Origin of the sequence: Glaciecola petra (genome assembly GCF_031846345.1) — a bacterium.
Taxonomy (GTDB): Bacteria; Pseudomonadota; Gammaproteobacteria; order Enterobacterales; family Alteromonadaceae; genus Glaciecola; species Glaciecola petra.
This window is the reverse complement of record NZ_JAVRHX010000009.1, coordinates 1-21635: the sequence shown is the minus strand read 5'-3', so window position 1 is coordinate 21635 and position 21635 is coordinate 1. Positions and strand designations below refer to the sequence as shown.

General features: G+C 39.7%; 22 protein-coding genes. 5 read left to right on the top strand and 17 right to left on the bottom strand.

The window, feature by feature from the left end:
- Nucleotides 1-128: 128 nt before the first annotated feature.
- Complete coding sequence (locus RM552_RS17500; protein WP_311370184.1) at nucleotides 129-1499, bottom strand: sigma-54-dependent transcriptional regulator; 1371 nt, start codon at nucleotides 1497-1499, stop codon at nucleotides 129-131.
- Complete coding sequence (locus tag RM552_RS17495) at nucleotides 1489-3057, bottom strand: ATP-binding protein (RefSeq protein ID WP_311370183.1); 1569 nt, start codon at nucleotides 3055-3057, stop codon at nucleotides 1489-1491. Before RM552_RS17495 ends, RM552_RS17500 begins: the two co-directional genes overlap by 11 nt.
- A gap of 378 nt (nucleotides 3058-3435) precedes the next feature.
- Between RM552_RS17495 and RM552_RS17490 the strand changes: the two genes are divergently transcribed.
- Both RM552_RS17490 and RM552_RS17485 read left to right on the top strand, forming a co-directional pair.
- On the top strand, nucleotides 3436-4032 hold the full coding sequence (locus RM552_RS17490) for a hypothetical protein (protein WP_311370182.1): 597 nt from the start codon (nucleotides 3436-3438) through the stop codon (nucleotides 4030-4032).
- Nucleotides 4033-4243: 211 nt separating this feature from the next.
- Entirely contained in the window at nucleotides 4244-4975 is a 732-nt protein-coding gene (locus RM552_RS17485; RefSeq protein ID WP_311370181.1) for a polysaccharide deacetylase family protein, read from the top strand.
- A gap of 84 nt (nucleotides 4976-5059) precedes the next feature.
- Here RM552_RS17485 and RM552_RS17480 read toward each other — a convergent pair whose 3' ends face one another.
- The 7 genes from RM552_RS17480 to RM552_RS17450 form a co-directional block, all read right to left on the bottom strand.
- The gene (locus tag RM552_RS17480; RefSeq protein ID WP_311370180.1) at nucleotides 5060-5812 is read right to left on the bottom strand and encodes a GDSL-type esterase/lipase family protein; all 753 of its coding nucleotides are present in this window, start codon (nucleotides 5810-5812) and stop codon (nucleotides 5060-5062) included.
- A 46-nt stretch (nucleotides 5813-5858) separates the two neighbouring features.
- A complete protein-coding gene (locus RM552_RS17475; protein ID WP_311370179.1) occupies nucleotides 5859-6785 on the bottom strand; it encodes a sugar phosphate isomerase/epimerase family protein in 927 nt (308 codons plus the stop codon).
- Nucleotides 6786-6798: 13 nt separating this feature from the next.
- A complete protein-coding gene (locus tag RM552_RS17470; RefSeq protein ID WP_311370178.1) occupies nucleotides 6799-8532 on the bottom strand; it encodes a GMC family oxidoreductase in 1734 nt (577 codons plus the stop codon).
- A 52-nt stretch (nucleotides 8533-8584) separates the two neighbouring features.
- Nucleotides 8585-9199 (bottom strand): gluconate 2-dehydrogenase subunit 3 family protein, encoded by a 615-nt coding sequence (locus RM552_RS17465; protein WP_311370177.1) that lies wholly within the window; start codon nucleotides 9197-9199, stop codon nucleotides 8585-8587.
- A 54-nt stretch (nucleotides 9200-9253) separates the two neighbouring features.
- Nucleotides 9254-10480, bottom strand: a complete 1227-nt coding sequence (locus RM552_RS17460) for an MFS transporter (protein ID WP_311370176.1) — start codon at nucleotides 10478-10480, stop codon at nucleotides 9254-9256.
- 11 nt (nucleotides 10481-10491) lie between these two features.
- Entirely contained in the window at nucleotides 10492-11547 is a 1056-nt protein-coding gene (locus RM552_RS17455) for a sugar phosphate isomerase/epimerase family protein (protein ID WP_311370175.1), read from the bottom strand.
- A 62-nt stretch (nucleotides 11548-11609) separates the two neighbouring features.
- Nucleotides 11610-12758, bottom strand: a complete 1149-nt coding sequence (locus RM552_RS17450; protein ID WP_311370174.1) for a Gfo/Idh/MocA family protein — start codon at nucleotides 12756-12758, stop codon at nucleotides 11610-11612.
- 160 nt (nucleotides 12759-12918) lie between these two features.
- Here RM552_RS17450 and RM552_RS17445 point away from each other — a divergent pair, with 160 nt between their 5' ends.
- Together RM552_RS17445 and RM552_RS17440 are read left to right on the top strand one after the other, a co-directional pair.
- A complete protein-coding gene (locus RM552_RS17445) occupies nucleotides 12919-13656 on the top strand; it encodes an AraC family transcriptional regulator (protein ID WP_311370173.1) in 738 nt (245 codons plus the stop codon).
- 11 nt (nucleotides 13657-13667) lie between these two features.
- Entirely contained in the window at nucleotides 13668-14705 is a 1038-nt protein-coding gene (locus RM552_RS17440) for a VanZ family protein (protein WP_311370172.1), read from the top strand.
- Nucleotides 14706-14730: 25 nt separating this feature from the next.
- On the opposite strand, the gene RM552_RS17435 is transcribed toward RM552_RS17440, so the two are convergent.
- The 8 genes from RM552_RS17435 to RM552_RS17400 form a co-directional block, all read right to left on the bottom strand.
- On the bottom strand, nucleotides 14731-16353 hold the full coding sequence (locus RM552_RS17435; RefSeq protein WP_311370171.1) for a polyamine aminopropyltransferase: 1623 nt from the start codon (nucleotides 16351-16353) through the stop codon (nucleotides 14731-14733).
- Between the two features lie 58 nt (nucleotides 16354-16411).
- A complete protein-coding gene (speD, locus tag RM552_RS17430) occupies nucleotides 16412-16816 on the bottom strand; it encodes an adenosylmethionine decarboxylase (protein WP_311370170.1) in 405 nt (134 codons plus the stop codon).
- Between the two features lie 42 nt (nucleotides 16817-16858).
- The gene (locus RM552_RS17425; RefSeq protein WP_311370169.1) at nucleotides 16859-18037 is read right to left on the bottom strand and encodes a glutathionylspermidine synthase family protein; all 1179 of its coding nucleotides are present in this window, start codon (nucleotides 18035-18037) and stop codon (nucleotides 16859-16861) included.
- A complete protein-coding gene (locus RM552_RS17420; protein ID WP_311370168.1) occupies nucleotides 18038-18661 on the bottom strand; it encodes a DUF1190 domain-containing protein in 624 nt (207 codons plus the stop codon).
- Nucleotides 18662-18674: 13 nt separating this feature from the next.
- Nucleotides 18675-19088 (bottom strand): DUF350 domain-containing protein, encoded by a 414-nt coding sequence (locus RM552_RS17415; RefSeq protein ID WP_311370167.1) that lies wholly within the window; start codon nucleotides 19086-19088, stop codon nucleotides 18675-18677.
- Between the two features lie 88 nt (nucleotides 19089-19176).
- Complete coding sequence (locus tag RM552_RS17410; protein ID WP_311370166.1) at nucleotides 19177-19830, bottom strand: YjfK family protein; 654 nt, start codon at nucleotides 19828-19830, stop codon at nucleotides 19177-19179.
- Between the two features lie 110 nt (nucleotides 19831-19940).
- Nucleotides 19941-20621 carry a PspA/IM30 family protein gene (locus RM552_RS17405; RefSeq protein ID WP_311370165.1) on the bottom strand — a complete coding sequence of 227 codons (681 nt, stop codon included), beginning with the start codon at nucleotides 20619-20621 and terminating at the stop codon, nucleotides 19941-19943.
- Nucleotides 20622-20633: 12 nt separating this feature from the next.
- Nucleotides 20634-21023 carry a DUF2170 family protein gene (locus RM552_RS17400; protein WP_311370164.1) on the bottom strand — a complete coding sequence of 130 codons (390 nt, stop codon included), beginning with the start codon at nucleotides 21021-21023 and terminating at the stop codon, nucleotides 20634-20636.
- A 201-nt stretch (nucleotides 21024-21224) separates the two neighbouring features.
- Between RM552_RS17400 and RM552_RS17395 the strand changes: the two genes are divergently transcribed.
- Nucleotides 21225-21503, top strand: coding sequence for a DUF6471 domain-containing protein (locus tag RM552_RS17395; protein WP_311370163.1), 279 nt, complete (start codon nucleotides 21225-21227; stop codon nucleotides 21501-21503).
- The last annotated feature ends 132 nt before the right edge of the window (nucleotides 21504-21635 follow it).

Sequence of the window (21635 nt, the reverse complement as noted above, 5' to 3'; positions counted from 1 at the left end):
TCTCGGTAAACGTCACACTTATCAGTGTAGTCTATTTTAGCTATATTAGTACACGCGACCGAAACAAGTTGTTACGTTTTTACGCTCACGACTGTGTATAGTTCGTTTATTAAACGCAAAAAGTTTACCTATCCAAGATTAAATTTGTTTAACCTATACACGAATGTTTTGTAAGACATTCCTAACCACTTTGCGGCTAAGGTTTTATTACCATCAAAACGGCTTAAAGACTGCTCTAAACATTGCCTTTCAAAATCATCCCATTTAATTCCTTTTTCGGGTAAGGCAAACTTTTGCTCGCTAGACCTAATCGCCGCCATACTGGTTTTCAATTCATCAATGAGTATGTCTTCATCACCAAGTAAAACTAAGCGTTCTATGCGATTAGATAATTCTCGCACATTGCCTGGCCACTCAAAATCGAGCAGCGCTTTTAGTGTTTCTTTGCCAATTTCTACCAAGCCCATGCCATAACTTTGCTGAAATTTATCTAAGAAAAAATCGATTAGTATTGGAATATCTTCTTTTCGCTTACGTAAGGGGGGCATCTCAATTGGCACAATATTTAAGCGATAATATAAATCTTCCCTAAAACTTCCAGTGTTTACCATATCAGGCAAATTGCGATGTGTGGCGGCTATCACCCTAACATCAACCTCAATCTCTTGAGTATCACCCACCGGCGTGACTTTCCCTTCTTGTAAAAATCGCAGCAGTTTTGTTTGCGCACCTAAGCTTAATTCACCAATTTCATCTAAAAACAAAGATCCTTTGTGGGCACTTTGCAATAGACCAAGGGTATCTTTCACAGCGCCAGTGTATGCACCTTTGCGAGCACCAAACAATTCGGCTTCGACTAGGTTGTCGGGAATTGCACCACAATTCACTGCGATAAAAGCTTTTTCCTTACGCATTGAGAGCTTGTGCAAAGCTCTCGCCGCCAATTCCTTACCGGTGCCACTTTCGCCAGTAATTAACACCGTTGCGTTTGTACTACTAACCTTTTCGATGCGAGTATAAACTTGTTGCATACAAGGTGCATTCCCGACCAAATCTACTAGTTGTTGCTGTTGAGATAATTGCGCACTTAACTGAGAATTTCTTGTCCTTAGCTGCTTAGCGTTTCCAGCTTTGTCTAAACATAGCAATAACTCTTGTCGTTGAAAGGGCTTGGCTAAATAGTCATCTGCTCCCGCATTTAAAGCTTCTACTGCATGGGCAATAGTCCCATATGCCGTGGCAATGGCAAAACCAATATTGGGATGATGCTTCCTTGCATAATTGAGCACATCGATGCCATTTAAACTACCTAGTTTCCAATCGCAAAATACCACATCAATATTTTGTTTGTGTTTATCTGCCTTCAAAGCCAGCATGGCCTCCTCGGCACTAGCGGTGGCATCAACTTTGTAGTTTTCTGAACGCATTATCGACGCGATAATATCGCGTTGCTGAGGGTCGTCTTCTACCAACAACACATGTAAATTTTTACTTGTCATTGTTTGTGTACTCAGCATCGTTTGTAGGGGCTTCATTTACATTTGCATCATGCAAGGTGAGTTCAGCTAGGCACCCACGATCGCCAATATTGCTTAACGACAATGACCCTTTGTAATAAAGCTCACTAATACGTTTTACAATAAATAAGCCCATGCCCGCACCTTCTGCTTTGTTGGAAACATGAGGTTTAAACAGATCTTTTTCGATTTGTTTATCTATTCCTAAACCATCGTCGGTGACCCTTAAATAGATAGCGCTTTGTGTTTGCTTTAACTCCACAACAATAGGTTTTTGTATTTGGTCCAAACCTGTTTCTTCTTTACTGGCGAGTAATTGTGCTTCAACCGCATTGCTAATCAGCGCATGAAATATTGCTCTAATTTCAACTTCGGCACATTTAAGCAAAACCGGGGTATCATGTATGAATTCAATTTTACTGCTATGCGTGACCGAAACTTCCAATAAAATATCTGACACTACAGGCACCAAGTTTAGTCGCTGTGAGCGCACTACTTCGGTATTTGCCAATTGCAGTAGGCTTTTTATAGTATTGTCTAAGTGTTGTATTTTGTCTTGGATATGTTGCGCAATTTGATGCTTTTCAACACTGTCTATTTCTGGCCTTTGCAATTGAGATATTCCCAAGCCTATCGTATTGAGTGGATTTCTTAAAGTATGTGCCAAACCTCTTGCTACTTCACCCAATTCAGCCATTTGTTGTTGTTGCTGGAATTGTTTTTCAAGATTTTGCAATTCACTTAGCCTTTGGCTAGTTTGATTAAATTTAGACAGTGTTTCGCGGATTTCCTTAATGCCTTCTGGTTTTAATTGTGAATTAAAATCACCCTGCTTTAAAAAAGTAAAACCTTGATTAAGCTGCGATAATGGTTTGCTAATATGTTTAGCTAGTAAAAATGCAAACGCTAAACCTATTACTGCAATAAGTAATAGTAACCAAATAAGGCGGTCGAAATATTCATCAACACTCGACGCCGATGGGTCAAAACTAATAATCTTTTGGATACTACTATTTTCGTCATCACCCATAAAATTAACGGCGTACACACTCTCCTGAGCTTGAATGGCAAAAAATGTGTTCTCTTGTCGATTAGCATCGACAAATTCAAAAATTCTGTTTGCATCGCTAGGCACCATATTAGGCACAACTTCAACAGTGACGGTTTTTGTATTGTCGCCAGTTGTCATGATTAGCTCAGGGTCAATTTTGACAGTGGCATTAGGCGTATTCTCAATGTTTATTTTAATACGTTTTTTTTGGACGGGCAGGGTCTGTTTGTCAATCAAAAGTGTATCGAGTGAGTCAATGGTTTTGTAATTACGCTCATTGTCTTTATTAAATTGTACAGCAAGGTCTGCTAGCTTATTTTGTATACGGTCGTTTATGCCTGCCACAGCGACTTCCGAAATAGTCTGACTCTTGTTAGTAATTTCTTTATTCACCTGAGCTCTCACCTGCTCTATCAGAAAAAACTGCACGCCTGCTATTAACAAAATAAAACATGCAATTAGCAAGAACAAATAACGCTGTAACGACATTTTCACCTCTGCTCACTATGTTTATGGGGAATGGTTTAAACAGGTCATCCCTTTTCATTAGTGCTTTCTGTATTCGAATCAACTTACAATTTTCAAGCCAACAAAGATTGATTGCTAAGCTATTCATATAATTATAGTTTTGCTTTTACATAGTAGCTCAGATTAAGGATAATTTCCTCATATGAGGAAATTACATCCTCATATGGGAAATATATCGAAGGGATAATAATCTCATTACTCACAATGAGTTAATCAAGTTTATGTTTTTATTAAGTTTTTCAATATTGGTATAATGCTTGTATTACTTGCAGTAGTTGGCATAGCTAAGTCTCCTTTGCCTACCATTACTATCGACTATTGATTACTCACGGAGTTGTTATGAAAAATAAAACAAAGTTCACTTTAAAATCGATCGCGGCAGCCAGTTTACTTGTAATACCGCTTGCTCTTTCGTTCGCGGTTCAACAAGAAGAAGCTAAGGTTGAAACCAAGGTCCAGCATAAGGTCATTGAAATTAAGCGTAGCTCAAATGAGCCTACTCTCGTCGAAATAGACAACGACGGCGAAGTACATACGATCCAATTGCTACCAGAAGATATCGAAAGCATAACTGTGCTTAACGATAAGTTAGTTAATTTAGACGACCACACCAAAGAACTTGTACTCAAAATAGTAAAAGGGCAAAAGTTCATTGACGGTGATGTGTCTGTAGACACCGAATTTATTTCTGAAACCATCGAAAGCTTAGACATAGACGGCCTAGAAAAAGAAATTGTTTTCCACATTAATAAAAACGGTGATGGGCAGCATTTTAGCACCGACAAAAAAGTTATGGTGATCAATGGCGGCGAAGGTATGAGCTTTAGCGGCACTCTAAAGGGTCATCACAAAGGCATTATTAAGCTCATTGAAAAAGGTGAATTTACTCGCGACGAACTGGCTGAAATACAAAAAGCCTTAGACGCTAAATACTAGCGACAGTTTTTACTGCCAACTATATCATTACAATAGTTTCCCACATTCAGATATAGTTGGCGTTTTTACATTTCAGTAAAATCAAAAAACACCGTTCTTCTGTCAAAACATGCCTGAACTAACATCGTTAACAAATACTACTATTTGCTGCTATTTGTAATAGTATTTACTTTACAGAGTTTGTAGATAATGCTTTTTCAGGAGTATTTTTATGTCATTTACATTAGTCAGATTTTTTCTCATCCAAGCATTTAAATGCATTTTTCTTCTAGTGACCATAAGCTTGTTATGGTCGTGCAGTCTACAAGCACAACAGTCTCCCATTTATTTGACTTATGACGACGGACCGGATCCACAATATACGCTTGCCTTGTTAGATGTTCTCGCGCAACATAATGTAAAAGCGACATTTTTTGTTACCGGCCAACAAGCTAAAAAACATCCTGAAATCGTATTAAAAGCCTTCCATGCAGGACACACAATTGCCAACCATAGCTATGCCCATCGCAATGCAAAAGACATGAGCTACGATGAAATAGCAAAATCTTATGAAGAGACCAACAGTGTTATTCGTGCAATTACTGGCCAAAAGTCAATTTTATTTCGAGCACCCTTTTTAAGTATTTCTGAAGATAGCCAAGCGTTTTTATGTAAAACAAGTAGTAACAGTGTGGGTGTAGATATGTCTGGGAAAGATTGGGCAACGCAAAAACCCGATGAAATTATGAAAAACCTCTTCGGCGATCTCAACAACATAAACATTAACGGCGGCGTCATTTTGCTTCATGACGGTGGAAGCGGTTTATCAGGGACCAGACAGGGCACCATTGAAGCAACTCAAAGGCTGATACCCCTACTGAAAAACCAAGGGTTCACTTTTGCCGATAATCCGCCACTACACAAAATGCAAATTGCTGACAGTGAATGTGAGATTAAAAGTTAAAGGACTTTTTAGCTATGCCCTAGGAAAGTACTATCGCTTTTTCAGGGTTTGCCGTAAACAGTTACAATTTAAAAATACGGAAACTTATTCTTTTGATAGCAAGTCTTTTACTTTTGGCTCAATTGCATCTGCCCATATAAGGTATTGTTCTTTATTTGGGTGCAAGAGATCGCCCATCACTGTGGTCGACAATTGTTTTTGCTCATCTAAGAACACATGATTAATGTTTAGATAATGAACCTGTTCACCGTCATCAAATGTTGATATAAGTTTATTAATTTCGTCATTGATCATTCTCAAAGGGTCGTCAGCAGTAGCGCCACGAGGAAATATGCCCAATAATAATATTTGGGTATTGGGTAATTTTAACCTTAAGAAATCAATAATAGTTTTAATACCTAAAGCAGTATCGTCTGGTTTATCTTGTCGATGACCAGTGTTATTTGTACCTATCATGAGCACAAGCGCCTTAGGAGAGATATTATCTACTGCCCCATTTTCTAATCGCCATAGAACGTGCTCGGTGCGGTCACCACTAAAACCAAGATTAAGCGCATTTAGCGGCTCAAATCTGTCCTGCCAAACAGATAAACCGACATTTTCATACTCCCATGCATGGGTTATTGAATCACCAAGAAAGACTAAATCAACTTTCTCCATTTTACTTTTTTCCAGTAATTTTTGTTTGTGTCTGGGCAACCACCATTTAACGGCCCAGTCGGCAGTGTGCACGCCTGGCTTTATCGATTGAGGTAAATCTGGAGAAACGGCAGTATCTCTAGTTGCGCAACTCAAACAGAACAATGCGGCAAACAAAACTATTAGTGACTTTTTCATCGCGTATTTAATTTATACAGTACCTAGTTATGAGGATAATAAAAACTTACTCGCCATTTATCAGCGGCCTTACGAACTCTAAACTTTGAGGGACTTGGGTCAGTACCCTAGAAGATTCATCTTCCAAAAAGAAATATTTAATGCCCTGTTTTTTGGCTTCTTCTATCACTTCAGCAATACCCGTATCACCTTTTCCTAAAACCACATTATATTTATCCATGTCGGTTCCACCACTACTGGTAATAGGCGCACCAGGTAAACGGTCTTTCAAATGCAAGGATGTGAATCGTCCAGCATATTTCTTTAGAATATCCGCAGGACTACCGCCACCTTGTTTTATCCAAAAAACGTCCATTTGAAATTGGGCTTCTGTGGTGTTCTGAATAATATAATCCAACAAGGTACCGTCTTCATGAGGTCTAAATTCATAACCATGTGGATGGTATTGAAGCGTGATACCATGTTCCGCAAGAATTTTGCCACCAGTATTTAATATTTCTACCGCTTCTTTGGCGTTATCTATATTAAAGCCCGCATCGCCATCGTGAGGTATCCAATAAATAGTCGCGTACTTTGCACCAAAGTAATGTGCTTTAAACGCCGCGCCCATGGGATTATCGCGGATTTCTTCAAAAGAGGTATCCACACTCACTATTTGCAAGCCTCGCTCGTCAAGTAAAGCACGAAAATCTCCTATGCTATTACCCGCTAATCGCCCGCCTGCTTCAAGGTCTTTAATGCCCCAGTCTTTCACATAATCTAATGCTTCTGCAGCATTTTCATCCATCTGATTTCGCAAACTCCAAAGCTGTAAGCCGATCAAATTTTCTTGGTGCGCTTCTTTGCTTTTATGATCGTGCATGGTCGCCTGAGCAGTGTTTAAAGAAAGTGCGGCAATAGTAAGACATGTGCTTGCGATAACTGCGGCCAAACTATGTATTTTTTTTAAGCTCTTATTTTGTTTTTTTAACATATCATTTTCCAGTTTAAATGCGACGCTGTTGCATTTCTTTAACACAATAATCGACGGCTCTAACGGTCAATGCCATAAAAGTGAGTGACGGATTAACTGTCGCTGTCGAACAATAGCTACTGCCATCTGGTATAAACAAGTTGGCAATATCATGCGCTTGGTTATAGCCATTTAACACCGAGTCTTTTGGATCACGACCCATTCTTGCCGTGCCTAATTCGTGAATTGCCATACCTGGCGGGTTGGTATCAATAGAGGTATAACTATTAATATTAGTGCCACCAGCTTTGCGTAGCATTTCGGCCGACGACTCGGCGCAATCTTCCATCATGAATTTTTCATTATCTGACCACTTTACATTAAAGTGTAATAGCGGAATACCCCACTTGTCTTTTCTTGTAGGATGCAAACTTACCTGGTTGTCGAATCTTGGCAACATTTCACCTTGTGCGTACAAGCCAAAATTCCAAGGCCCCGGTTTCTTAAAGCTTTCTTTAAAGTCTTTGCCAACGCCTGGTTGCCAAGCTTGACCCATCCAATCTCTGCGCGAAGCGCCACCACCAAGGGCGTAGCCTCTTACGTACTTTTTGTGATATTTGCTAGGCTCATACCTGAAGTTAGGCACATAAATACCAGTAGGACGGCGGCCCGAGTAGTACTCGTCTTCATAGCCATCGAAGTCAGCACTCGCGCCAGCATTATAACAATGGTCCATTAAATAGTGTCCCAATACCCCTGAGGAATTTGCTAGGCCATTAGGGAAAGACTTGGTTTTAGTATTTAGCAAGACTTGAGTTGTACCTAAGGTCGATGCACACATAAACACCACTTTCGCACGGTATTCTCGTGTACTTAGGTTTTCATTGTCGACAACATTGACACCTTTTACCCGCTTGCTTGTTTCATCATAAATAAGACTATGTACAACGCTATTTGGGGCAATTTGCAAATTCCCGGTTTTTAAAGCATCGGGCAAGGTTGAACTTTGAGTAGAAAAATATGCCCCAAAAGAGCACCCTTTTTGACATTCAGAGCGAGCCTGACAAGTAATTCGGCCTTGCTGGGTTTGTTTGGGCGTAGGTTTTGTTAAATGGGCGGTTCGTCCCATTATCATAGGTCTGTCAGGGAAGTGTTCAGCAAATGATTTTTGGATATCTTTTTCTGGCGCCATCATTTCAAAAGGTGGTTGAAATTCACTGTCAGGCAACTGTGGTAACTTATCTTTGTTACCGCTAATACCTGCATGTACTTCTACGTAGGCATACCATTTTTCTAAATCTTTATAACGAATTGGCCAATCATTACCATAACCATCCGCTTTATTTGCTGCAAAATCAAACTCACTCATGCGATAAGACTGTCTATGCCAAGTGAGTGACTTACCACCTAATTGATTACTTCTAATCCAGCCAAAATCGGTTCCTTTTTCGGTAGTGTAAGGTAAATCTCGGTCATTCCCAAAAAAGTGCTTAGTAGTTTCGTTGAACGCATAGCACTTAGATTGAATCTTGTATTGTTCTTGAACCAATAAGTTGTCGACTTTGGTGCGGTTTTCAAATTTCCAAGGTGGCGTGTTTTCAGTAGTGTAGTCTTTGCGATGCTCGACAACTCGTCCTCTTTCGATCATTAAGGTTTTAAAACCTTTCTCGCAGAATTCTTTTGCGGCCCAGCCACCGGTTACACCCGAACCGACAATAATAACGTCAAACTCTTCGTTGCTTTCTTCTATGTATAACTTTTCGTTCATGTAGTATCCCTCGCGATTTCTGGCAGCTCTTTCTTGTTACGTTGAATTCGTATTAGTAGAAGTCCCTGGAACTCCAAGCTATTGTGTCGTCTGTCATTTTAACCGACGCTTTGAATCCACCAGGAACAGCCTGATAACGCAGCACTTGTGTTGCACCTACTTCGCTAGTAAAGAACGCAAATACAATTAAATATTTTAAAAACCTAAAATGCCCTAGAGTCTCACCATTTACGCTTTGCCCAGCTTCGACTTTGTTAAGCAATGCTTCTTGCTCGTTTGCACTCAACTCATGAATTGCTCGCCCATTGACACTGGCAGCCATGATAGCGCTTACACATGAAACCATATTTTGCTGCGTCTCTACTGAGTGACATGTCGCTAATAAATTGTCAATGAGTCCATGACAATCGACTTGGCCACCGCTAGGAGTATCGGTTTCAGGGAATACCGTATCGGCAATCGCTTTTAATGCTTTCATTTGCATTTGATTAAACAATTTACCTGCGCTGTTTTCACTGCCTTGCTTGGGTACATAAGCCAACGCAGTCGCCACCGAGGAGCCCGCTAACACGGCTCCTGCTGCGGTCACGCCCATGACCGAACTCAACTTACGCATAAAATCTCTACGGGTAAGTTGAGACCTGCTATTTTGTGGATATTCTTTCATATTTATCCTTTTGTTTGAGCTAAGCCTATCTAATCGATAGGCTTTTAGTTTGCACTATGCTTTTTTACCAATACCACTTTTCTTAACAAAGAAATATAGGCCAGCAAAAAGCACTATCAACACTAAAGGGAATATCATCAAGTTTGACAATATTGCTTGCCCAGATGCCATAGTCAATTCCGTACCTGTCGCGCCATTTGTAATCGCTTGAGCTTTAGCATCGTCAGCCCAACCACCAATGATCGGGTTAAATATTGCAACACCAGCCATACCAGCACCACCAACTAGCGATAAACCGAGAGCACCTGTTTTAGGCATATATTCTGTGACACAGCCTAGCATAGTTGGCCAAAAATACGTCACTCCTAAGGCAAAAAATACAGCCGCCACGTAAACCATACTGCCGCTTACTTGTGTTAACAAAAATATACCAATAAATGCCAGTACTGAAGATCCTAGCAATACACCCGCAGGGTTCAGGCTATGGACCAAAGGCCCTGCAAAGTATCTGCCTACTGCCATAATACCGGTAATTAACGCTAAAATTAGCATGGGGGTCGCACCAGAGGCAGCCAATATTTCACTAATCCAGCCTTGGGTTCCCAACTCAGTTGTCGCGGTGATTGTCATGACCACAAAAAAGAACAAAAATAATGGTCTAAGCAATGCTTGCAAGTTTCCAGAGGTAGTATCGATTTCCTTATTCAACTCAGGGAATTCACAACCAATCAGCATTGCGGCATAAACGGCTGCTGGTAGCAACATAACGGCAATTTGATACTCCCAAGAAAAGCCCATAGTATTTAAGGCATAAGACACTAATGCACCTATAACAATGCCACCTGGGAACCAAACATGGAACTTATTCAGCATGGTTGTTTTGTTGTCTTTGTACATATCTGAAATCAAAGGGTTACATGCAGCTTCTACCGCACCGTTACCAAAACCAACCAAGAAAGTCGATACAATCAGTCCATAGTATCCATTGGCTGTGATGGTTAACACCAACCCGACCGTATGGCATATAAACGCTACCCACAGTAATTTTTTGGCACCAAAGGTATTATATAAAAATCCACCGATAACTGTTGCGGCTGGAAAGCCCCAAAATGCCATCCCGATGATCACTCCAAGCTGAACATTCGTCAGACCAAATTCTTTGCCAAGCTCAGGGACAATCCCGGCCCTTATAGCAAAGGTCATTGCAGTTACAACTAAGGCTAGGCAACTTAATAAAAAGATCCTAGATGAATGTTTATGAGGAACTGTTGTTGTTGTCATTTTATTATTCCTTATTTGAGGCCCAAAATGGCCTTGTTTAACTCATCGTCTGCGCCGGTATCTGCAAAGTCATCAAAGGCTTTGTCAGTTGGGCGAATTAAATGATCATTAATGAAAATAGCACCTTCTTGCGCACCATTTTCGGGGTGCTTCATACAGCACTCCCATTCCATAACTGCCCATCCATCAAAATCGTACTGGGTCAGCTTACTGAAAATACTCTTAAAGTCGATTTGACCGTCACCAAGCGACCTAAAGCGGCCAGGGCGATCAATCCATGCTTGGTAACCACCATACACACCACTGCGACCAGATGGATTAAATTCTGCGTCTTTAACGTGAAAGGCTCGGATTCGCTCATGATAAATATCGATAAACGCTAGATAGTCTAGTTGCTGGAGCACAAAATGACTGGGGTCATATAAGATATTGGCACGGGTGTGATTGTTGGTTGCTTCTAAAAAGCGCTCAAACGTAACACCATCATGCAAATCTTCACCCGGGTGCAATTCGTAGCAGACATCACAACCCGCTTCATCAAATGCATCTAGAATCGGCAACCAACGTTTGCCTAATTCCTCAAAGCCTAACTCAACCAATCCTGCAGGGCGCTGTGGCCACGGATACATGGTTTGCCATAACAAAGCCCCAGAAAAACTTGCATGTGATTTCAAGCCAAATCGACCACTGGCTTTTGCCGCCATATGCATTTGTTTAACCGCCCACTCCGTGCGGGCAGTCGGGTTACCATGCACTTCTGCTGGTGCAAAGCCATCAAACATAGCATCATATGCTGGATGAACAGCCACTAATTGACCTTGTAAATGCGTAGAAAGTTCAGTCAGGGTTAATCCGTATTGAGCCATGGTGCCTTGCACTTCTTGGCAGTAGTCGTCACTTTCAGCGGCCAATTCTAAATTGAATAAGCGAGCATCCCATGAAGGCATTTGAATGCCTTTAAAGCCTTGTTCAGATGCCCATTTACAAATATTGTCTAAACTATTATAAGGGGCATCATTACCCGCAAACTGCGCTAAAAATATACCCGGCCCTTTGATTTCTTTCATGCTCTTTCCTTCTCAAATTTTCGCAATACGCTTAGGATTAATTAAAAAGTGCTAATACCTAATTAAATTGTAAATTTATGCCACTTAATATCAGAATCACTTGCCTTTACCGCGTTTTCTATAAATGCCATGCCACGAATAGCTTCTTCTATTCCTGGTATGGGTGCTTTATCTTTTAATATATTTGGATACGCTCTGACTTGTTCGGCAAACCTTGTATACAAATTTGCAAAAGCCTCTAAGTAACCTTCCGGATGGCCAGCTGGCGTGCGCGTCGCGGCTAAGGCTTCGTTACAAAACTCTCCCACACCAGTGCGTATCATTTGCGTGGGTTTATCGTTGTATTTTAGCCATAAAGAATTAGGCTCTTCTTGTCGCCAAGTTAAACTCGCATTTTCACCATAAATGTTAATGGCAAGTCCGTTTTCTTCTCCAACCGAGATTTGACTTGATGTTAGTACGCCTTTTGCACCCTCATTAAACTTCACAATTACTGTGCCATCATCATCTAACTGGCGACCACTGACCGTAGGGGTTAAATCGGAACATAGCTCAGTGATATGTTGGCCGCTAATATATTCCATTAAATTGGCGGCATGCACGCCGATATCACCCATGCAACAACTAATACCGGCCTGTTTTGGGTCGAGTCGCCATGCAGCTTGTTTGTTGTCGGTATCAGAACTGGCAGACAACCAACCTTGGCTATATTGCGCGACCACTTTGACGACTTTGCCTAACTCTCCATTTGCTACCATTTGTTTGGCTTGTTTTACTAATGGATATCCATTGTAAGTGTGGGTTAAGCCGTAAAGTCGGCCACTTGTCGCAATAATATCTTTGAGTGCTTTAGCTTCAGCTAGAGTGAAAGTAGCAGGTTTGTCACAGATAACGTGAAAGCCATGTTCCAATGCCATTTTCGCTACATCAAAATGCAAATGATTTGGCGTAACAATCGAAACGATGTCCATTTTTTGTTCGTCGGGAAGTGCTTGTTCTTTTTCAAACATTTCTTGATAGCTAGCATAACAGCGTTCTGTTTGTAAAAAGAGTGCTCTACCTGAACGTTGGCTTTTGTCTGGGTTAGCACTAAAAGCTCCGCACACAAGTTCAATTTGTCCGTCTAGATTGGCAGCCATACGGTGAACATTACCAATGAATGCGCCTTCACCACCGCCGACCATACCCATTCTTATTTTTCTATCTTGCATTCTGGATTCCTGAAATAAAATGAAAAGAGACAGGTTTTGCTTATTGTTGCATTACATTAACAAACTAATAACATTTAAGGCTATCAAAAAATCGGTTGTAATTATGACAAATTCGGCGCACCATATTCAGCCTTGATTAAGAAATTCACTGCCTAAAATCATGAAAGTCAATAACGACGTTGTACATACTCAATTCCTTAAACATGTGGGGGTGCAGCAAATTATAAGAATGTTCGATTTATTGCCGAACACCTTGTTTTGGATAAAGGATGCCGAAAGTCGCATTATTCACGCTAACAGTACGTATATTGAACATTTGGACAATAAACATTTAGAGCAGATAGTGGGAAAAACTGATTCAGGCTTTTCACCTCATCATCTTGCAAGGCAATACCTTAACGATGACAAAAAGGTACTTGCAGGCGAAATAATCACCGACCGACTCGAACTCAACATGCTCAAAAATGGCGGCTACGGATGGTTTTCAACTTCTAAACGGCCACTTTTTGATATTGAAGGCAAAATCATTGGTTCTTATGGTTTTACGCAACATCTAGAAAAAACTTCTCACCTCCTGTCTAGTGTCGACGAAATAAAAAAACCAGTGGAATATATTCGCGAAAATTTTGCACAAGAAATTACTGTAGAACAGTTAGCAAAAATTAGTTTTTTATCTGTTAGTGCCTTAGAACGGCGTTTCAAACGCCAATTATCGAAAACACCTAAACAGTTTATCAATCAAGTCCGTTTAGAAAATGCACGACGTTTAATTTTAGAATCAAGAGAACCTATTGCCGATATTGCTGATGCATGTGGCTTTAAGGAACACAGTTATTTTAGTAAACAATTTAAAGCCTTGTTTGCTATACAACCCTCTCAACTTAGAGTTGAAAAATAAGGAAACTAGTATTGCCAATAATAAACAAACGGAATCAAGCAAAATGGGTACTTTATGGTGCTATTTTCATCGGTATTGTTGTGCTAATGCTTCCGATTTCTTTTCGTTTAAGTGCTATTCAACACGAATTTTGGAACATGGGGCACGCGTTTGGCTTTGCTTTTTTATTTACATTATTGCCTCGCGCCCATATTTATTTCGATAAATTAACGGCTATAAATTACTATCTTATCGCACTTGTGAGCGCCTTGGTTATTGCTGTTACCACGGAATCTATTCAACAGTTTATACCCGGTCGCAGTATTAGTTATGTTGATATGTATTTGGATGTTGTGGGTGCATTTATGGGCTGTACCCTTCATTATTTGCTAAATGGTGGCAAGCGCATATTCTATGGCTTTTTGATGTTACTAGGCATGGTAGGCTTATTATATCCATCTCATGTAATCTTTATTGATGAATATGTTAAAAAGGCGCAATTTCCAGTATTAAGTAATTTTAGCTATCAAAGTGAATTACGCAGATGGGATGGCGACAGCGACAAAGTGTTATGTGTTGGACCCAAATTTAAAAACGCAAGCATTCCAGAAAAACGTGAACATAAATATCAATATGAAAAATTCGCTTACACACCACGCAATAGTGTAATTTTCTCAAATGTATTGTTTCCCTCAAATAGTGATACGGAATGTGGCTTAGTAATACCCATTACTGAAAAAAAATATAGCGGTATGTTTTTGCGGTATATGTCGTCAAATTGGGATGGGTATAGCACATTAAGCATTAAACTTTATGCAGAAGAAACTAGTCCACTCACATTTCGAGTAAACGATATTGAACATGGGTTTTCATTTGATTACCACGACCGCTTTAGTCAAATCGTTATGATACAGCCTGGTGTCAATACTATTGAGTTTGAATTGGAAGACATCAAAAACGCACCAAAAACACGTACTATGAACATGCAAGAAATATCTTCGATAGGTATAATTTCAACGGCGCCCCATATACTAAAATCTTACGTAGTATTTAGTGTAGAGTTGAAATAATTTGGACATGCTTACAATAATACCTTTAGTAGCCAAACTTCTGCCAGCCTTCCAAATAGTAATGCAATAAAACAGGTTTATCGATACTGTTAATATCTACATCCAAAGCTGCTTGGTCTTTCGCAAAAATACGCATACTGTCTAACATACCCGCGTGCAAAAATTGACTTTGTGTAAAAATGTCTCTTTCACTTTTTTCATTTAGTTCGCTGTTACTTGCCATCACAAAGCCCCAATCACCAAATGAGGGGACATCTGCATGGTAGGGTATAACATGCTCAAAACCACTTGCCACTAATGTATTGTGAATACTCCAAAATGCTTTGGTGGCAAAGTAGGGACTGGTAGATTGGGTTACAAAAACCCCATCTTCATTCAAATTGGCCTTAAGTGTACGATAAAACTGCTTAGTATAAAGACGTGCTAATTCAATAGTATTTGGATCAGGTAAATCGCTTATAATTAAGTCAAACTTAATGCTTTTTAAAGACGCTACTTCGTCACTATAATGCTCTGAATTGACTTGCTCGACCGACATTGTTTGCGTATTAGCATGAGCTTCAATTTGAGTATAATTATCTTGCAAATAAGTGTATGCATCTGAATGAACAATTTCCAGTTTAGGATCGAGCAAACTATCTTGATTTAAATCTCTTAGATAAGGGTTTGTTTTCGCTAACTCTACAACTCGTTGGTCTAAATCAACCAAAACTATCGCTTCTATTTCAGGATAATTTAGGAGTTGCCTTACCGCTAAGCCGTCCCCAGCACCTAGCAGTAAAACGCGTTTAACTGGCCCTTTTTTATACAACATAGGATAAGAAATTAAAGCCTCGTGATATCGATATTCGTCAATTGAAGAAAATTGGATATTACCATTTAAGTATAAACGCACATCGTCACTATTTTTTGTCACTACTATCTTTTGATAGCGAGTTTGTTCGGCGTGCACTATTTGGTCGTCGAACAACGCTTGGTCCCACTCATATAAGGCTTGATTGGCAAAAATGATAGCGGCCACCAATATACTTGCCATTGCGAATAAGCCGGCAAAAATCCGTTTTTTTGCCTTTCCTAAATCTTTGCTGAAGTAACGCATTAGTACCGCAATAATAGTAAGATTTATCAATCCTAACACTAACGATGATTGATAATTACCTAGCACCGGTAGCAAAAAGAATGGAAAAGCGATAGTCGCGATTAGCGCGCCGATGTAGTCGAAAGTAAGGACGCTTGCAATATTACTTTTTAAGGATTTAAAGTCTTCCATTAAACGTGTTAAAAACGGGATTTCTAAACCTATCAAAAAACCAATAGAGCAAGTCAAAACAACATAGGTTGGAATAAATAAATCTTGATGAATATAGGTTAAATAAAGTAGTGGGATACTCAAACCACCTAAGCCAGCTAGAGCGATTTCAAACTTTAAAAATCTCGATACTAGGTTTTTGCCAATGAATTTAGAACAATAAGAGCCAGCACCCATCGCGGCCATATACATGCCAATGGTAAGCGAGAAATATTTAACTGAATCTCCTAAAAAATAGGAAACGGTTGTCGCAATCAACAGCTCATATACTATGGAACATAGGCCCGCGACAAAGGCAGCATAAGTGAGCGCTAAGGTTTGTTTACGCTCATTTGACACCACTGTCTCTCTTTCTTGATACTTTATTCATTAAATTATTTTTGATGATGTTGTGCCCTTAAGCCGTTTTTTGTGTTTGTGATGACGGAGCGTTTTGCCCTCGATGTATAATGTTCACAGCGCTATCATTAGCGTTAAAAAATTGCTTGAGTGGCTCTATGGCTAGTTCAGGTTCGCAATTGCCACACATGAAAATGTCTATCGCTGCATAATCGAGCTCTGGCCAAGTATGAATACTAATATGAGATTCAGCTAACAGCGCCACACCCGTTACACCCGCATTTTCACCAAACGAATGTAAATTTGTGTTTAATACCTCTGCCCCGCATATTGTCGCTGCATTTTGCAAAGCGTCTTTGATTAATTCAACTTTAGTTAAATTTTTTGCACCATAAAGATCGATTAATACATGTTTACCAGGAGCAAATTTGCCTGAAGCCATTGTTGATCTGTCGTAAGTCATCAAATAAACCGTAAGTGATTAAACAATTTGGAAACTGGTAAGCTAGCAAATAACATGAGGTAAATATCGGCTCATGTCTTGTGTAATAGCATTGGCATCTTCTCTGATAGAAATACCCGCAGCTTGGTCATCAATAAGCCAACTGCCTATTAAAGTATGATTTCCATCAAAAGTCGGTAAGGAATATTTTTGCTGAAAAATAAACCCTTCTTCACCATAAGGGCCGTCTGAATCGCTTGCACTGCCAAGCGGTTCGCCTCTGCTATTGGTAAAACTAATATTAGCGCCTTCGCGTGAAAATATTGGTTTTTTAACGAGCTCCATGTCTTCTGGCACTAGGTGTAGTTCGTCTTCAAAATATGAAGGAAGTAAATTTGGGTGTTCAGGGAACATTTTCCATAACATCGGCAGTAACGCTTTATTCGACAAAATTGCTTTCCATGGCGGCTCTAACCATCGAATGTTTTGTTTACCCAATATTTGCCCGTATTCATCTTCAAACATAAACTCCCACGGATATAACTTAAACATCCATGTGATGACCTGATTGTCTAAATCGGTAAACTGGTCTTCTTTGTCTATTCCTATATCTTCAATATAAACAAATTTAGTGTCAATATTTGCTGCTTTGGCACAGTCTTCCAAATATTGCACAGTTCCCCTATCCTCTTCAGTATCTTTGCAGCATGCAAAATGCAAAGTTCGTTCTGGGTTAAGGGCATAAATTTCTTTAAAACGATTTACTAATTTTTCTTGTACAGAATTAAATTGATCGGCATGACGTGGGAGATTTTGGGTATCAACCTTATTTTCAAGCCAGACCCACTGCCAAAAGCCCGTTTCATAGATTGAAGTGGGCGTGTCAGCGTTATTTTCGTACAGCTTGGCAACGCCAGAACCGTCATAAGCAAAGTCTAATCGAGAGTAAAGTGAAGGGTCGCCATTTTCCCAGCTTGTTTTTATAAGCGCCCATTGTGCTTGGGGTATTGCAAATTTTGTCAACAGAGCGTCATCGTGGATAACGCGATCTACAACGGCTAGGCACATTTGGTGAATATCTTCAGTCGGTGCTTCAATACCGTTTTCTATTTGACCCAACGAAAACTGATAATAAGCAGATTCATCCCAGTACTTTTCACCATACATAGTATGGAATTTAAAGCCAAATTCGTCTGCTAACGCTTCCCAATTGCTGCGTTCTTCACAGGGTACTCGAAGCAATTAACCGCCCCACCCGCGAGAACTTCTGCTACTTTTTGCGCTGCCCCAATTACTTTTAGCTGAAGCCGCAGACCCAAAACCACCACGTGAAATAGTGCGAGTAACCGCTGGTTTAGGTTTTAAAGCTTCTCGAGGCATGCGATATGAACGTTGACCTGGAGAACCAACCACAAACCCATCACTGGTCATTATTTTGTTTCTATAGCTGCCGCTACCGCTGTATAAATAAGTGGGATAAGAGTGTCTATATCGATGTTTTCGCTCAAATGAATCACCTACTTCATCAATGATTTCTGCAACAATATATCCAGCCATAAATGGAACAAAAAAGCCGCTACTTGTGCGCTGACAGTTACCAAATTCATTTTCGCAATCACGCTCATATTGATAGCGGGGTGCGGTAGCCTCTGCATCTTTAAGGGCTTGCTCATAGGCAGCTTGGCAATCAGCTTCAGACAGGGATGTTGTCGATTCGCATTCAGCTACTGACTTAACAAATTTCACTTCTTCTTCAGAAGGACCTGAAGAACACCCAGCCATAACAGCTAATGAAATAGGCGCTAGTACAAAGGTTCGACTTCGCTTGCGCATTAGTTTGAGGTCAAGAAACGATGTTCTTTTCATGCTAAAGCCCTCATTAATAGGTCATGCATGCAGCATTAATTAGGCCGACGGCAACGTTAGTTGCACCCAATACAATACCAGCGCTGACTTCGTTATTTTCTATGCGTTCAGTAATTTTCGGCATGAAAATAAACCTAACAATAGAAAAGGCGATAACTTGAGCTGCAAGCGCTACTAATCCCCAAATAGCGAAATCAATATAATCACCTGAGTTACTTACAGCACCGGCAAGGGCTGTAGCGAAGCCAATAATTGCCCCACCAAAACCAATTGCTGCAGCGGTGTTTTTATCCTCTTTAATCAATTTCCATTCGGAGTGAGGCGTGGCAAGCCCATACACACTCTTGAAAATCACTAAGAACACGACTGATATACCGAAGTAGATCGCAAAGTTAATTATACCTGTGAGTAAATCGTAATCTTCCATAAGGTCTCTCTCTGAGTTTTGTTAATCTTTAAATGCGCATGAGTAAGAGTGTAGTTATTTTTTACACACATACAAGACTTGTTTTACCTTAACCATTAACTCTAATTTGCGTAGCTGAAATTTTTACGCCCGTACTAATCACTAAACAGCGTTCGAGTTGATTGTTATCGTTCAATGATTCTTCAGCAGATAAATATAGTTGCTCATATGAACCATCTGTTAATTCACGTTCAAACAACATAACAAATTGATCGGTTTCTGAAGCTTCATTAGAATCGTCATAGGTTTCTTCTTGCATGGCAACAGGTGGGTGATATTCAGACGTTGAGGTCCACACTCGCTCGTACTGGTGGCCTTCCAACGTATATACAGGTACGCCTATTTTATGATTCAATAGATCATCCCATTCTGTACTTGCCACATTTAGTGTATCGTAATAATGAAATAGCGTTACATCGACGATATTTTCTTCCGATACTCCACCCTCACAAACGACTTGTAGCCAAGCATCATCATCAGTATAAAATCTTAATAACGTTGATGACCCTAAATCTACTTCACCTGCAGCTTGAATAAGTTGAGTATCGGCAACTTCACTAATGACAAGTTCTTGTAATATAAGTTGGAATGAAAGTTTATCGAGATCAAAGCTCGAACCCACACAAAGACCCATCACTTCAGGTTTTTTAACTTGTGCTTGTAGTTTATTTTTATCGCCGCGTTTTTTGAGGAAACCGAACATGTAAACTCCTTTTTCTCAGCTGGAACGTGTGTAGAGTAACATTCCACTTCAAAATGTACAGATGCGCCCTAAGTTGTGTTTAGGGCGCATCTTATTAGCTGCTCAATATATTACTTTTTGTTAGCTAATATCTTAGCTAACATATCTTCACTAGATCCACTGCCACTGCCGCCAGCGTTGCGTAATTTAGCGTCTAAGTCTGAGCCTGATTCTAACTCGGCTAATTCAGAGGCCGCTTCGATAGCTGCGTCTTTTTCAGCTTGCTTTTGCTTAATTCGCTCTAGGCTATCTAGCGCAGTTTTGACCTTACTATTGCCACCATCAAAATGAGTGGAGGCTGCAACTTGGGCCTTTTGCACAGCTTGTGTTGCTTTAACTTGATCTACCTGTTGCTCAAGCATTCTCAAGTTATTTTTAGCAGTTGAAAGATTAGACTTTAAAGTGCCTTCGTTCTTGATATAACTATCCAAAATACTTTGCTCACTTGCCTTAAGGTTTTCAAGTTCACCAACACGCTGCGCGCATTCTAACGCCAGTTCACGATTGCTTTCAGCATGCTCAGCAGCACTTTGTGTATATTTGTCGATATCAGCATTAAAAGAATCAACCTTGTTTTGTGACATTTTACGTTTTGCTGCTATTGAATGGAGGCTTTGCCCACATTGTTGAATTTCTTTTTTAGCATCTCTAATATTCTGATCTAGAATAGTCAACGCTTGTGTGTCTGCTGCATCTTCAAGGGCTTTGTTTGTATGACCTCTTAATGCTGTCCATAATTTACCTAAACTCATAATTGACTCCTACTATTTTAAATGTTCAGAATATAATTCTAAGAATTCAGGAACATTGCTAAACAATGCTTCTACTTCTTCTACAATTACTTCATCTTTACTATCAACAGATAATGCACCAAATGCGACATAATATTCTTCGTCGCCAATTTGTGACACCGCTAGTGTTGTTAAGGGCACTAAATGATGAGTTCTCATGATGTCAGCATCTAACGCTGCGGTATCATTTACTGCACTAATCGGAAAGAGGATTGTTTCAGCAATAATTTGCTGTTCACCAACAACCAAGAAAGCGTCAACGCCTTCATCATTTGAGATGCTTATGCATTCTCCTTCCATTTCTGCCGTGAAATTGATTTGCTCATTCATAAGCGAAAGGATATGTTCGCGCTTTGTTGTCATCTTTATCTCCGTTAAAAGCGAATTACTTTTTCTGTTTGACCTATATTATAATAGTGCCATAATTTAAAATTGCAAGCTATTTGTTGCATTTATTTAATATTTATTGCTTTATCACTTTATTACATACATATACATTGAATATGTTACACAATGCGATATACTTTATTGCAAAGGTGATAACCAAATAAAAGTGTGACATACATGGAAAACAATAAACATTCACAAGTTAATATAAGCGTGAAGAACAAGAAGTCAATTCAACCCTATGCAAAAGGTGCTAGTTTGCATATAAAAAAATTAATGGTTGAACATGAAATGACGTATGATTTTTTAGTCGAGCAGCTTGAAAACAAAGGCGTGGTGCTAAGTTCAAGCAACCTCCGGAATAAAGTATCTGGAAACGCTCTTTCTGCAGGTTTATTTTTTTTAATGGTAGAAATAATAACAAATAATAGAAGTGCAGAAATTACGGTACGTTAAGTCTCCATTAAACACACTTACTAATAAGACCTGGTATTTCATATTTTTACTGGAGCCATGTAAGACATGCTCAAAGCGAGCTACAGTAAAAAAGCTCATTTCACTTTCAAGTTCATACCGCACATACAGTGT